We start from the raw sequence: 12,575 nt of genomic DNA on the forward strand, positions 1-12,575 counted from the left end.
GCGGGGCGCCCCCGCCGGGCCGCGCCGGTCAGATCCAGCGGCCGTCCAACCACATCCGGGCGGACCAGTCCGCGTAGGTCATCAGCCGGCCCACGAAGATCGGGTAGAAGTAGCCGAAACAGAGGCCGACCAGCAGCACGTAGACGCCCGCGATGATCCCGCCGACCAGGCGGCGGTCGGCGGCGGCCTCGGCGCTCGGTGGCGCCGCCGTGCCGGCCGCCGGTGCGGGCGAGACGATCGCGCCGAGCACGTAGACCACCGCCAGCACGAGGAACGGCACCGCCGGCGCGGCGTAGAAGGAGAACATCGTGCGGCCGTCGAGGGCGAACCAGAACCAGGGCAGCAGGCCGGCGGCCACGCTCAGCAGGATGGCCCCGGCCCGCCAGTCGCGCCGGGCCAGGCCGAGCCAGACCGTCGCCGCCAGGGCCGGCAGGAACGACCACCACAGCAGCGGGGTGCCCAGCAGCAGGATCTCCGAGGCGCAGCTCGGCGCGCCGCAGTTGCCGTCGCCGGACCAGTAGAACGCGACCGGCCGGCCGAGCAGCAGCCACTGCCACGGCCAGGACTGGTACTTGTGCGGGTCGTCGAGCTGGGTGTGGAAGCCGTACGCCGCCTTGTGGTATTCCCACAGGTTGATCAGCGGCCCGATGACCGGAGTGTCGCTCAGCCCCGGGGTGTTCGGGTAGCGGCTGGCCAGGCGGTAGTAGCCCTCGTCACCGAGCAGCCAGCCCGACCAGGTGAGCACGTAGGTGACGACCATCAGCACGCCGGCCGCCAGCAGCCAGGGCAGCTCGTCCAGCAGGGCGTCCCGCCACGGGCGGCGGACCCCGGCCGAGCGGCGTACGCCCACCTCCCAGAGGAGCACCAGCAGCGCGAAGGCCGGGACGAAGTAGAGGCCGCTCCACTTGACCGCGCAGGCGCAGCCGAGCAGCACCCCGGCGACCAGCCGCCACCACGGCCAGTCCCGCCAGGTCGACGGCGGCCGGCCCGCCCGCCCCGGCAGCGACGGGTCGAGCCCCGCCTCCAGCGCCCGGGTCCAGCGCCGCCGCCGGGCGTCCCGGTCGAGCACCAGCGCGCCGAACGCCGCCAGCACGAACAGGAGCAGGAAGATGTCGAGCAGCGCGGTGCGGGAGAGCACGAAGTGGAAGCCGTCCAGGGCGAGCAGCAGCCCGGCCGCGCAGCCCAGCGTGGTGGAGCGGAACATCCGCCGGCCGATCCGCACCAGCAGCAGCACCGACAGGGTGCCGGCGACGGCCGCCGCGAACCGCCAGCCGAACTCGGGGGCGGTGGTGAGCAGGTGCCCCGGCACGGAGATCTTGGTCTCCGCGTCCTGGTAGCCGAAGGCCCACTCGCCGAGGCCGATGAGCCACTTGCCCAGCGGCGGGTGCACCACGTACGACGGGCCGTTGTCCTTGTAGTTCCACTCGACGCCGCGATCGATCAGCCCGTACGCGTCACGGGCGTAGTAGATCTCGTCGAAGATCTTCCCGTTGGGGCCGCTCAGCCCGACGAAGCGCAGGATGGCCGCGATCGCCACCACGACCCCGGTGGCCAGCCACGCGCGCCCCCGGTCGAGGCGGGCGTCGACGGTGTCGAGCCGTCGCCGGACGACGGCCGGGATCCGGCCACCACCGCCACTCGTGGCGGGGCCGGTGGCCTGGTCGGCGGTGGTCGGCTCGACGGCGGACCCGCCCGCGTTCGCGCTCTGTGCTGTCGACGCACTCGTCACCCGGCGATCGTAGGCTGCGAAGGTGCCCGGTGGCGCCCGTCGTCCCCGAGATTGGTACGGCCGTCGATGAAGGAGCGCACGTCGTGGGTGAAATGTCCGAGGTTGGCCGCCTGGTGCTGCTCGGTGCGCCGCTGGGCAACCCGGCCGACGCGTCCGCCCGGTTCCGCGAGGTGCTCGCCGCCGCGGACGTGGTCGCCGCCGAGGACACCCGGCGGCTCACCCGGCTGGCCCGCGACCTGGCGGTCACCGTGCCGGGCCGGATCGTCTCCTACTTCGAGGGCAACGAGGAGCGGCGCACCCCGGAACTGGTCGACGTGCTCGCCGCCGGCTACACCGTCGCGCTGGTCACCGATGGCGGGATGCCCAGCGTCTCCGACCCCGGCTACCGGCTGGTCCGGGCCGCCCTCGACGCCGGCGTCCCGGTCACGGCGGCCCCCGGGCCGAGCGCCGTGACCACCGCCCTGGCGCTGTCCGGCCTGCCGTGCGACCGGTTCTGCTTCGAGGGCTTCCTGCCCCGCACGCCGGGCGCCCGCCGGTCCCGGCTGCGCGCGCTGGCCGCCGAGGAGCGCACCCTGGTGCTCTTCGAGGCGCCGCACCGGATCGCCGGTGCGCTGGCCGACCTGGCCGAGGCGTTCGGCCCGGACCGGCCCGCCGCGCTCTGCCGCGAGCTGACGAAGACGTACGAGGAGGTGGTCCGCCGGCCGCTCGGCGAGCTGGCCGAGTGGGCCGCGGCGGGCGACCCGCGCGGCGAGATCACCTTGGTCGTGGCCGGTGCGCCGCCGGCTGCGGCCGTCCGGCCCGACGACGACACGCTGCGCGCCGCGGTGGCCGCGCGGGAGGCGGCCGGGCTGTCCCGGCGCGACGCCGTCACCGAGGTGGCCACGGAGTACGGGCTGCGCCGCCGCGAGGTCTACACGGTCGTGCACAGCTGACCGCGGCTACCAGGCCCAGGCCAGGAACCCGACGGTGATCAGCAGCGGGCCGGCCAGCGCCACGCCCACCGCCCAGCGGCGGTGCCGGCGGTCCGGCAGCCGGGTCGCGCCGGTCCACCGGGCGATGCCGGCGGCGCAGCCGGCCACCATCAGCAGCCCGAGCAGCCAGCGCAGGTGCCGGCCGGCGCCGGCGTCCGCGTAGGCGGTGCCGCCGGCCGGCCCGGTCATCCGGGCGGGCAGCACCGAGCCGGTGGCGGTGCGGTCGGCCGGCACCCCGCTGACCCGGACACCGTGGGCCAGGAAGCGCTCGCCGTCGGCCAGGAAGAGCCCGCGGCAGCGCTGCGTCAGCCCGCCGCCGGTGCAGTCGGTGATCACGGCGGTGCCGCTCGTCCCGTGCCCCAGGGCCAGCCAGAGCGGCCCGGCGCTCACCCAGGCGAAGAACGCGGCCAGCAGGCTCAGCGACAGCAGCACGGACAGGCCGGTGACCGGGTCCGGGGGAGGGGCCGCGCGGGCCCGGGCGCGGCGGGACGCCCACCGGCGCACGGGCCACGGCGCGGACCGGCGGCGCGGCTCCTCCCGCAGCGGGGTGCCGTCCCAGTGCACCTCCTCGATCGGGGCCCAGGTCGTGCCGCCGTCCGCCGGGGCGGACCGCCGGTGCCAGCGCGGTTGCCGGACCGGCACCCGGCGCGGGACGGCGTCCACCGGCGCGCCGGTGGTCGGTTCCACCTCGACGGGCGGGTCCGCCGGGTCCAGCCGGGGCTGGGGAGCCACCGACGTGCCGCGCGCCGGGGTCCGACGCGGGGCCTCCTCGGTCGCGGGCGCGGAGGAGGGCCCGCCCTGCCCGGGTGCCGCTGGTCTGCTGGTCACGCCGTTCATTTGACACCGGCTGGGCAGGGCCGCCGGGCAGCTCAGGCCGCGTGTCGGCGACAAATCGGGCGTACGGGCGGGGTCGGCCCGTGGTACGCGCCCTATTGGTTCGCCGGTGCCCCGCGGCACTCACTAGGCTTGGCGCTCATGAGTCACGTTCTCGCCGCGGTCGCCTGGCCCTACGCCAACGGCCCGCGCCACATCGGCCACGTATCCGGATTCGGCGTTCCCTCCGACGTCTTCGCCCGGTACATGCGGATGGCCGGTCACGACGTGCTCATGGTCTCCGGCACCGACGAGCACGGCACCCCGATCCAGGTGCAGGCCGACGCCGAGGGGGTCACCCCGCGCGAGCTGGCCGACCGCTACAACCGGGTGATCGCCGAGGACCTGCGGGCGCTGGGCCTGTCGTACGACCTGTTCACCCGGACCACCACCCGCAACCACTACGCGGTGGTGCAGGAGCTGTTCGAGGGGCTCCACCGCAACGGCTACATCGTCCCCAAGGTCACCACCGGGGCGATCTCCCCGTCCACCGGCCGGACCCTGCCCGACCGCTACATCGAGGGCACCTGCCCGATCTGCGGCTACGACAGCGCCCGCGGCGACCAGTGCGACAACTGCGGCAACCAGCTCGACCCGATCGACCTGATCAACCCCAAGTCGAAGATCAACGGCGAGACGCCGGAGTTCGTCGAGACCGAGCACTTCTTCCTCGACCTGCCCGCCCTGGCCGACGCGCTGCGGCAGTGGCTGGACAACCGGGAGGGCTGGCGCCCCAACGTGCTCCGGTTCTCCCGCAACCTGCTCGACGACCTCCAGCCCCGGGCCATCACCCGCGACCTGGAGTGGGGCGTGCCCATCCCGCTCGACGGCTGGCGCGACCGGCCCGACAAGCGGATCTACGTCTGGTTCGACGCGGTCATCGGCTACCTGTCGGCCTCCATCGAGTGGGCCCGCCGCACCGGGGACCCCGAGGCCTGGCGTAAGTGGTGGTCCGCCGACGGCGAGGGCAAGGACGCCCGGGGCTACTACTTCATGGGCAAGGACAACATCGTCTTCCACTCGGTGATCTGGCCGGCGCTGCTCGGCGGCTACTCCGGCGAGGGCTCCCGGGACGGCGAGCCCGGCCGGCTGGGCCGGCTCAACCTGCCCACCGAGGTCGTCTCCAGCGAATACCTGACCATGGAGGGCCGGAAGTTCTCCTCCTCCCGCAAGGTCGTCATCTACGTCCGGGACTTCCTGGAGCGGTACGACGCCGACGCGCTGCGCTACTTCATCGCGGTGGCCGGCCCGGAGAGCAACGACACCGACTTCACCTGGGCCGAGTTCCTCCGCCGCAACAACGACGAGCTGGTCGCCGGCTGGGGCAACCTGGTCAACCGGTCCATCTCGATGGCGGCGAAGAACTTCGGCGCGATCCCGCCGGTCGACCCGGCCGGGCTCACCGACGCCGACCGGGCCCTGCTGGAGACCGCCCGGGCGGGCTTCGCCACCGTCGGCGACCTGATCGCCCGGCACCGGCAGAAGCAGGCCATCGGCGAGGCCATGAAGGTCGTCGCCGAGGCCAACAAGTACCTGTCCGAGCAGGCGCCCTGGAAGCTCAAGGGCGAGGAGGACAAGCCGCGGATGGGCACCATCCTGCACGTCGCCCTCCAGGTGGTCAGCGACGCCAACACGCTGCTCACCCCGTTCCTGCCGCACGCCGCCCAGAAGATCCACGAGCTGCTCGGCGGCACCGGGGTGCACGCGCCCATGCCGGTGATCGAGGAGGTCGAGGACCTCGACGGCGGGCCGGCGTACCCGGTGCTGACCGGTGACTACACGGTCGGTGCGCGGTGGGAGTCCGTACCACTGGAGGCGGGCCGGCCGCTCGCGGCGCCGAAGCCGGTGTTCCGCAAGCTCGACCCGTCGATCGTCGACGAGGAACTGGCCCGGCTGGCCGGCTGAGCCGACCGACGCACGACGCGGCCCCGGGGGTGTCCCCGGGGCCGTCGCCGTCGGTGGCTCAGGCGCGCGCCATGCTCGGCGCGCCGATGAACTCCATGATCGCCTTGTTGACCTCGGTGGGGTGGGTCCACGGCGTGCCGTGCGGCGCCCCCTTCAAGGTGATCATCTGGCAGTTGGGGAGCATGTGCTGCAACCGCTGGCCGGTGACCGGGTAGGGCAGGACGTTGTCCTTGTCGCCCTGGATGATCAGCACGGGGATGTTGATGTTCGGCAGGTCGCCCCGGAAGTCCGTGAGCCAGGCGTCCACGGAGTCGTGGGTGCCCTTCGCCGACGCCCGCGCGCCGATTTCCCAGTGCGCCCGGTACGCCTCCTCGCTGACCCACTTGCCCTTGTTCTCGCTGTAGTTGAAGAAGGCGTCGCAGAACTGGGTCAGGTAGGCGAACCGGTCCTGGATGATGGCCGCCTTGAACCCCTCGAACAGGCTCTTGTCGACACCCTCCGGATTGTCGGCCGTCTTCAGCAGGAACGGCGCCAACGGGGCCATCAGCACCGCCCGGTCCACCCGGTCCGACCCGTACGCCCCGAGGTAGCGAGTCACCTCGCCGGTGCCCATCGAGTGCCCGATCAGGATCGCGTTGCGCAGGTCCAACTCGGTCATCAGCACGTCGAGGTCGGCCGAGAAGGTGTTGTAGTCGTAGCCGAACGCCGGTTGGGCGGAGTTGCCGAATCCGCGCCGGTCGTACGTGATCACCCGGTAGCCGGCCGCGAGCAGCGGGTTGGCCATCTTCTCCCAGGTCGCCCCGTTGAACGGGAACCCGTGGATCAGGACGATCGGCTGGCCGGAGCCGTGATCCTCGTAGTAGAGGTCGATGGGTGCGGAATTCTCCGTACCGACGGTGACGAAAGGCATGTCGGGTTCTCTCCCCTTGCGTGCGTCTCGGACGCCCGCGCTTTCCCCGCCCGTCCCCCGTTATGCCGTCCGGTAGGGCAGATCCACCACCCGGTCGTCGGTCAGCTCGGCGCCCGGCGCCCACGTCTCGTAGACGCCCCGCTCGTGGCACTGCGCCCCGGTGGTGGCCACCGCGTCCGGATCGGGCCGGCACAGCCGCAGCCGCAGCCAGCCCGCCTCCTCACGGAGCACCAGGCAGGGCACCCCGCGCCAGGCGGCGTAACGCAGCCGGCGGGCCGCCGACTCCACCGGGTAGCGGGCCGCCCGGGTCATGGCCAGCACCCGGAACCCGCCGGGCTGGTCGGCCACCGCCTCGTACTCCATGCCGCCGTACCCGCCGACGAGCCGGGTGGAGCGGGGCGCATCGCTGGTCGGCACGTACTCCTGGTCGGGGGAGAGGCCGGGCACCGCGGCGAGCAGGTGCCGCCACTGCGGGCCGACCATGCGCAGCCAGCCCCGCTGCTCCGCCTGGTAGGTGTAGAGCACCACCTCCACCCCCTCCGCCGGGTAGGCGAGCAGGGTGGCGTTGGCCGGCATCGGCAGGTCGGCGAAGTCGCGGGTGACGAACTCGGGGACGAGCTGGGCGTTGCTCGGCACGAACCCGGTGCCCAGCACCGGCGGCCCGAGCCGGTCCCGCGGCGCCAGCGCGGTCAGCCCTCGGTGTGACGGGCCGACCGGCACGTCGTAGTCGGCCGGGTCGGTGGCGCGCCAGCGCAGCGCGTACGCCACGTCGCCGCCCTCCGAGTCGCCGCGCAGCACCGCCATCCCCGCCGGGGTACGCAGGTGCGCCACGTCGTGCTCCCGGTGGCAGAAGCCGTGCGGCAGCCAGCCCCGCACGTAGCCGGCGAGCTGGCGGGCGGAGAGCACCTTCACCATCCGGGTGCCCGGCCGGATCACCGCCGAGCCGCGCACCGCCGCGAGGGTCGGGTCGCCGGCCGCACCCGGCTGCTGGCTGAGCTGGTGCAGGTACGCCCAGCCGTGCTCCCGGTGCAGGGGCATGAGCAGCGGCGGGTCGGGGTCCTCCGTCGGCTCCGCCGCCCCGTGCACCGCGCTCACCTCGGTGACGTGCACGAACTTCCGCCACGGGTACGCCACCCCGGGCCGGGGCGCCCACTCGAACCCGGGCGCCTCGTCGGCGCTGAACAGCTCGTACGCCGCGCCCCGGGCGATCTCCTCCGCGGGGTGGACGCGGCCGTCGTACGTCACGCGCAGCCCGGTCCGCTCGGGGGCGGCCTCGCCGGCCTGAGGAGTGACGGTCACGCACCGGACCGTAGGCGCGGCAGATGTGGTGCACGTGAACAGTCGGTGGCGGTCCGGAAACGCCGGCCCCGGCGGTGTGTGATGCTGGCCGCGATGAGCGAGCAGACCGAAACCCGCAAGCAGCGCGCCGCCCGCCGCGCCGGTGAGTTCCCGCCCGCACCGGAGCCGCTGGCGGTGCCCGTGCTGGACAGCCACACCCACCTCGACATCACGGTCAGCGAGGCCGGCGTACCCGGGGGACCCGCCGACGACCCGGTGGGCGCGGCCGTCGCGGTGGCCGCCGGCGTCGGCGTGGACCGGCTCGTGCAGGTCGGCGTCGACGTCGAGTCGTCCCGGTGGGGCGCCGACGTGGCGGAGCGCTACGGCGCGGTCCTGGCCACCGTGGCGCTGCACCCGAACGAGGCGCCCCGCCTGGCCGACCTGGACGAGGCGCTGCGCGAGATCGAGGCGCTCGCCGGCCGCGCCCGGGTCCGCGGCGTCGGCGAGACCGGCATGGACTTCTTCCGCACCGGCGACGAGGGGCGGGCCGCGCAGGAGGAGAGCTTCCGGGCGCACATCGCCATCGCCAAGCGGCACGGCAAGGCGCTGGTCATCCACGACCGGGACGCGCACGCCGACGTGCTGCGGATCCTCGACGACGAGGGCGCCCCGGACACCGTGGTGCTGCACTGCTTCTCCGGCGACGCCGACTTCGCCCGCGAGTGCGTCCGCCGGGGCTACCTGCTCAGCTTCGCCGGCACGGTCACCTTCGGCAGCGCCACGGCGCTCCGCGAGGCCGCCGCGGTCACCCCGCCCGGGCAGCTGCTCGTGGAGACCGACGCGCCGTACCTCACCCCCATGCCGCACCGGGGGCGGCCGAACGCCTCGTACCTCATCCCGCTGACCGTGCGGTTCCTGGCCGAGACCACCGGCGCCGACCTCGACGAGCTGTGCGCGGCGATCTCCGCGACCGGCGAGCGCGCCTTCGGGCCGTGGTGAAAGGATGCCCGGCGTGACCGGACTCCTCGGCCCGGCGGAGATCCGGGAACTCGCCGCGCGGCTCGGCGTGACACCGACCAAGAAGCTCGGCCAGAACTTCGTGCACGACCCCAACACGGTCCGCCGGATCGTCACCACCGCCGGGCTCGCACCGGACGACGTGGCGCTGGAGGTCGGCCCCGGGCTCGGCTCGCTCACCCTGGCCCTGCTCCCGGTGGCCGCGCACGTGCACGCCGTGGAACTCGACCCCGCCCTGGCCGCCGCGCTGCCGGAGACCGCCGCCCGGTTCGCGGGCCCGGACGCCGCCCGGCTCACCGTGCACCCCGCCGACGCGCTGCGGGTCACCGCCGCCGAGCTGGCCGACCCGGCGCCGACCGCGCTGGTGGCGAACCTGCCGTACAACGTGGCCGTGCCGGTGGTGCTGCACCTGCTCGCCGAGCTGCCCACCCTGCGCCACGGCCTCGTGATGGTGCAGAAGGAGGTCGCCGACCGGCTCGTCGCCGGTCCCGGCTCCAAGGTGTACGGCATCCCGTCGGTGAAACTCGCCTGGTACGCCCGCTCCCGCGCCGCCGGCAAGGTCCCGCCGAACGTCTTCTGGCCGGTGCCGAACGTCGACTCCGGGCTGGTCGCCTTCACCCGGCGCGAGCCGCCCCGCCCCGACGTACCCCGGGAGGCCGTCTTCGCGGTGGTCGACGCGGCGTTCGCGCAGCGCCGCAAGACCCTGCGCGCCGCCCTCGCCGGCTGGGCCGGCGGCGCGGACCGGGCCGCCGCGGCGCTCACCGCCGCCGGCGTCGACCCCGGCGCACGCGGCGAGTCACTCACCGTGGAGCAGTTCGCCGCGATCGCCGCGTCGGCCCCGGCCGCTTCCGCGGTCGCCCAGTAGGCTGGCGCCGTTGCCGACCCCGCCGAGGAGCTGACCGTGCAGAAGCCGTTCGACATCCGCCTGCGCCCGCGGGACATCGTCCCGTGACCGAGGCCTGGCGACCGGACGACGAGGGCGGGCAGCGGCGCGGGGCCAGCGGCCCGGTGAAGGTGCGGGTGCCGGCCAAGGTCAACCTGCACCTCGGGGTGGGCCCGCTGCGCCGGGACGGCTACCACGAGCTGAACACCGTCTACCACGCCATCTCCATCTACGACGAGCTGACCGCCCGCCGCGGCGACACGCTCACCCTCACCATGGAGGGCGAGGGCGCCGGCGAGCTGGCCCTGGACGACACCAACCTGGTGATCCGGGCCGCCCACGCCCTCGCCGGCTACGCGGGCGTCCTGCCGCACGCCCGGCTGCACCTGCGCAAGCAGATCCCGCTCGCCGGCGGGCTGGCCGGCGGCAGCGCCGACGCGGCCGCCGCGCTGGTCGCCTGCGACGCGCTCTGGGGCACCGGGCTGTCCCGCGACGAACTGGCCGGGATCGCCGCCGACCTCGGCTCCGACGTGCCGTTCCTGATCCACGGCGGCACCGCGTTGGGCACCGGGCGGGGCGAGGCGGTCAGCCCGGTGCTGGCCCGCCCCACCTCCTGGCACTGGGTGGTGGCCCTCGCCGACGGCGGCCTCTCGACCCCGGCCGCCTACCGGGAACTGGACCGGCTCCGCGACGCCGGCACCGCGGGGGAGCCGCTGGGCAGCACCGACACCCTGCTGGGCGCGCTGCGCCAGCGCGACCCGCGGGTGCTCGCCGCGGCCCTCGGCAACGACCTCCAGGCCGCCGCGCTGACCATGCGCCCGTCGCTGGCCGAGACGCTCAAGGCGGGCGAGGCGGCCGGGGCGCTCGCCGGCCTCGTCTCCGGCTCGGGCCCGACCTGCGTCTTCCTCGCCACCGACGAGGCGCACGCCAACCGGATCGCCGCCGACCTGTCCGCCGCCGGCGTCTGCCGGGAGGCCCGGGTCGCGCACGGGCCGGTCCCCGGCGCCCGCATCGTCTGAGTCCTCCGGCCCGCCGACCCGGTGTCGATCATGGTTGGCGGGCGGCGCGCCGCGCGGTCCGCGTACCCTTGACGGCGGGCGTCCCGGGCACCGGGGCGCCTTGATCATGAAAGGGTGGCTCCGTGGCCAACATCGTCAACCTGGACCGGGTGTCCAAGGGGTACGGCGCCGCCGGGCCGCTGCTCACCGACGTCTCGCTCGGCCTCGACGACGCCGACCGGGTCGGCGTCGTCGGCCTCAACGGCGCCGGCAAGTCCACCCTGCTGCGCCTGCTCACCAAGCAGGAGGACCCCGACGACGGCCGCGTCACCCACCGCCGCGACCTGCGGGTCTCCTGGCTGCCGCAGAACCTGACCCTGGCCCCCGAGGCCACCGTCCGGGACGTGGTGCTCGGCACCGCCTGGCTCGGCCAGAGCATGGGCGCCGAGCACGAGTGGGCCGGCGACGCCGGCGTCCGGGCCATCCTCGACGGCCTCGGCATGCCCCACCTCGGCCTCGACGCGCCCGTCGGGACGATGTCCGGCGGCGAACGCCGCCGCGTCGCGCTCGCCGCCCTGCTGGTCCGCGACGCCGACCTGCTCATCCTCGACGAGCCCACCAACCACCTCGACGTCGGCGGCGTCGACTGGCTGGCCCGGCACCTCGTCACCCGCAAGGGCGCGCTCGTCGTGGTCACCCACGACCGCTGGTTCCTCGACGCCGTCTGCACCACCACCTGGGAGGTCGCCGACCAGACCGTCCGGGCCTACGAGGGCGGCTTCGCCGCCTGGACCCTGGCCCGCGTCGAGCGGCAGCGCGTCGCCGCCGCCACCGAGGCCCGCCGGCAGAACCTGCTCCGCAAGGAGATCGCCTGGCTGCGCCGCGGCCCGCCCGCGCGTACCTCCAAGCCGAAGTTCCGGATCGACGCCGCCAACGCGATCATCGCCGACGTGCCGGAACCCCGCGACACCATGTCGCTGCAACGGCTCGCCACCGCCCGGCTCGGCAAGCAGGTGTACGACCTCGACCAGGTCACCCTGCACGCCGGCCCGAAGGAGATCCTGCACGGCACCACCTGGCAGGTCGGCCCCGGCGACCGCGTCGCCATCCTCGGCCGCAACGGCGCCGGCAAGACCACCCTGCTGCGGATGCTCGCCGGAGTGACCCGCCCCGACGGCGGGCGGTTCGCCGCCGGGCAGACCGTACGCCCCGCGTTCCTCTCCCAGGAACTCGCCGAACTCCCCGGCCACCTGCGCGTCCTCGAAGCCGTCGAGGAGGTGGCCCGGCGGGTGCAGCTCGGCGACCGGGAGATCAGCGCCGCGCAGCTCGCCGAGGTCTTCGGCTTCGACGACCGGCGGCTCTGGACCCCGGTCAGCGACCTCTCCGGCGGCGAGCGCCGCCGGCTCCAGATGCTGCGGCTGCTCGCCGGCGAACCCAACGTGCTCCTCCTCGACGAGCCCACCAACGACCTGGACACCGACACGCTCGCCGCGCTGGAGGACCTGCTCGACTCCTGGCCCGGCACGATCGTCGTGGCCAGCCACGACCGCTACCTGATCGAGCGCGTCACCGACGTCGCGTACGGCATGTTCGGCGACGGCCGGCTGGTGCACCTCCCCGGCGGCGTCGACGAGTACCTGGCCCGCGCCGCCGCGCACGGCGGCCCCGCGCCCGCGGACCTCACCCCGGCCGCGGGCGCCCCGGCCCGCGAGGGCATGTCCGCCGCCGAGGTACGCACCGCCAAGAAGGAGCTCAGCCGGCTGGAACGGCAGATCGCCAAGCTCGAACAGAAGGAGGCGACGCTGCACGAGCGGCTCGCCGCGAACGCCACCGACTACGCCAAGGTCGCCGAGCTGGACGCCCAGCTCAAGGAGGTCCGGGCCGAACGGGACCGCACCGAGGAGGCCTGGCTGGCCCTCGCCGAGGAACTGCCGGCCGGCTGACCCCGACCCGGGGTGGGGGGTGTGCGGCGTCACTGACGGGCGTGCGGGACAATCGCAGGCGACCCCTC

General features: G+C 74.6%; 10 protein-coding genes. 6 read left to right on the forward strand and 4 right to left on the reverse strand.

Annotation, left to right across the window (positions count from 1 at the left end):
• Nucleotides 1–28: 28 nt before the first annotated feature.
• On the reverse strand, nucleotides 29–1,729 hold the full coding sequence (locus ABZ452_RS09615) for a phospholipid carrier-dependent glycosyltransferase (RefSeq protein WP_357940746.1): 1,701 nt from the start codon (nucleotides 1,727–1,729) through the stop codon (nucleotides 29–31).
• Nucleotides 1,730–1,812: 83 nt separating this feature from the next.
• Here ABZ452_RS09615 and rsmI point away from each other — a divergent pair, with 83 nt between their 5' ends.
• Nucleotides 1,813–2,661, forward strand: coding sequence for a 16S rRNA (cytidine(1402)-2'-O)-methyltransferase (gene rsmI / locus ABZ452_RS09620; RefSeq protein ID WP_355053718.1), 849 nt, complete (start codon nucleotides 1,813–1,815; stop codon nucleotides 2,659–2,661).
• 6 nt (nucleotides 2,662–2,667) lie between these two features.
• Here the strand turns inward: rsmI and ABZ452_RS09625 are convergent, their stop codons facing one another.
• The gene (locus ABZ452_RS09625; RefSeq protein WP_357940749.1) at nucleotides 2,668–3,537 is read right to left on the reverse strand and encodes a hypothetical protein; all 870 of its coding nucleotides are present in this window, start codon (nucleotides 3,535–3,537) and stop codon (nucleotides 2,668–2,670) included.
• Between the two features lie 138 nt (nucleotides 3,538–3,675).
• Between ABZ452_RS09625 and metG the strand changes: the two genes are divergently transcribed.
• A complete protein-coding gene (gene metG / locus ABZ452_RS09630) occupies nucleotides 3,676–5,478 on the forward strand; it encodes a methionine--tRNA ligase (protein ID WP_357940751.1) in 1,803 nt (600 codons plus the stop codon).
• Nucleotides 5,479–5,536: 58 nt separating this feature from the next.
• Here metG and ABZ452_RS09635 read toward each other — a convergent pair whose 3' ends face one another.
• Nucleotides 5,537–6,388 (reverse strand): alpha/beta hydrolase, encoded by an 852-nt coding sequence (locus ABZ452_RS09635; RefSeq protein WP_357940753.1) that lies wholly within the window; start codon nucleotides 6,386–6,388, stop codon nucleotides 5,537–5,539.
• A gap of 60 nt (nucleotides 6,389–6,448) precedes the next feature.
• On the reverse strand, nucleotides 6,449–7,687 hold the full coding sequence (locus ABZ452_RS09640) for a hypothetical protein (RefSeq protein WP_357940755.1): 1,239 nt from the start codon (nucleotides 7,685–7,687) through the stop codon (nucleotides 6,449–6,451).
• Nucleotides 7,688–7,768: 81 nt separating this feature from the next.
• Between ABZ452_RS09640 and ABZ452_RS09645 the strand changes: the two genes are divergently transcribed.
• From ABZ452_RS09645 to ABZ452_RS09660, 4 genes are all read left to right on the forward strand, one after another.
• The gene (locus ABZ452_RS09645) at nucleotides 7,769–8,665 is read left to right on the forward strand and encodes a TatD family hydrolase (protein WP_357940757.1); all 897 of its coding nucleotides are present in this window, start codon (nucleotides 7,769–7,771) and stop codon (nucleotides 8,663–8,665) included.
• Nucleotides 8,666–8,678: 13 nt separating this feature from the next.
• Nucleotides 8,679–9,548 (forward strand): 16S rRNA (adenine(1518)-N(6)/adenine(1519)-N(6))-dimethyltransferase RsmA, encoded by an 870-nt coding sequence (rsmA, locus tag ABZ452_RS09650; protein WP_357940759.1) that lies wholly within the window; start codon nucleotides 8,679–8,681, stop codon nucleotides 9,546–9,548.
• Nucleotides 9,549–9,631: 83 nt separating this feature from the next.
• Nucleotides 9,632–10,585 (forward strand): 4-(cytidine 5'-diphospho)-2-C-methyl-D-erythritol kinase, encoded by a 954-nt coding sequence (locus ABZ452_RS09655; protein ID WP_357940761.1) that lies wholly within the window; start codon nucleotides 9,632–9,634, stop codon nucleotides 10,583–10,585.
• Between the two features lie 122 nt (nucleotides 10,586–10,707).
• A complete protein-coding gene (locus ABZ452_RS09660) occupies nucleotides 10,708–12,507 on the forward strand; it encodes an ABC-F family ATP-binding cassette domain-containing protein (protein WP_357940763.1) in 1,800 nt (599 codons plus the stop codon).
• Nucleotides 12,508–12,575: the final 68 nt, after the last annotated feature.

The organism is Micromonospora sp. NPDC005707 (assembly GCF_040631005.1).
Lineage (GTDB): Bacteria > Actinomycetota > Actinomycetes > Mycobacteriales > Micromonosporaceae > Micromonospora.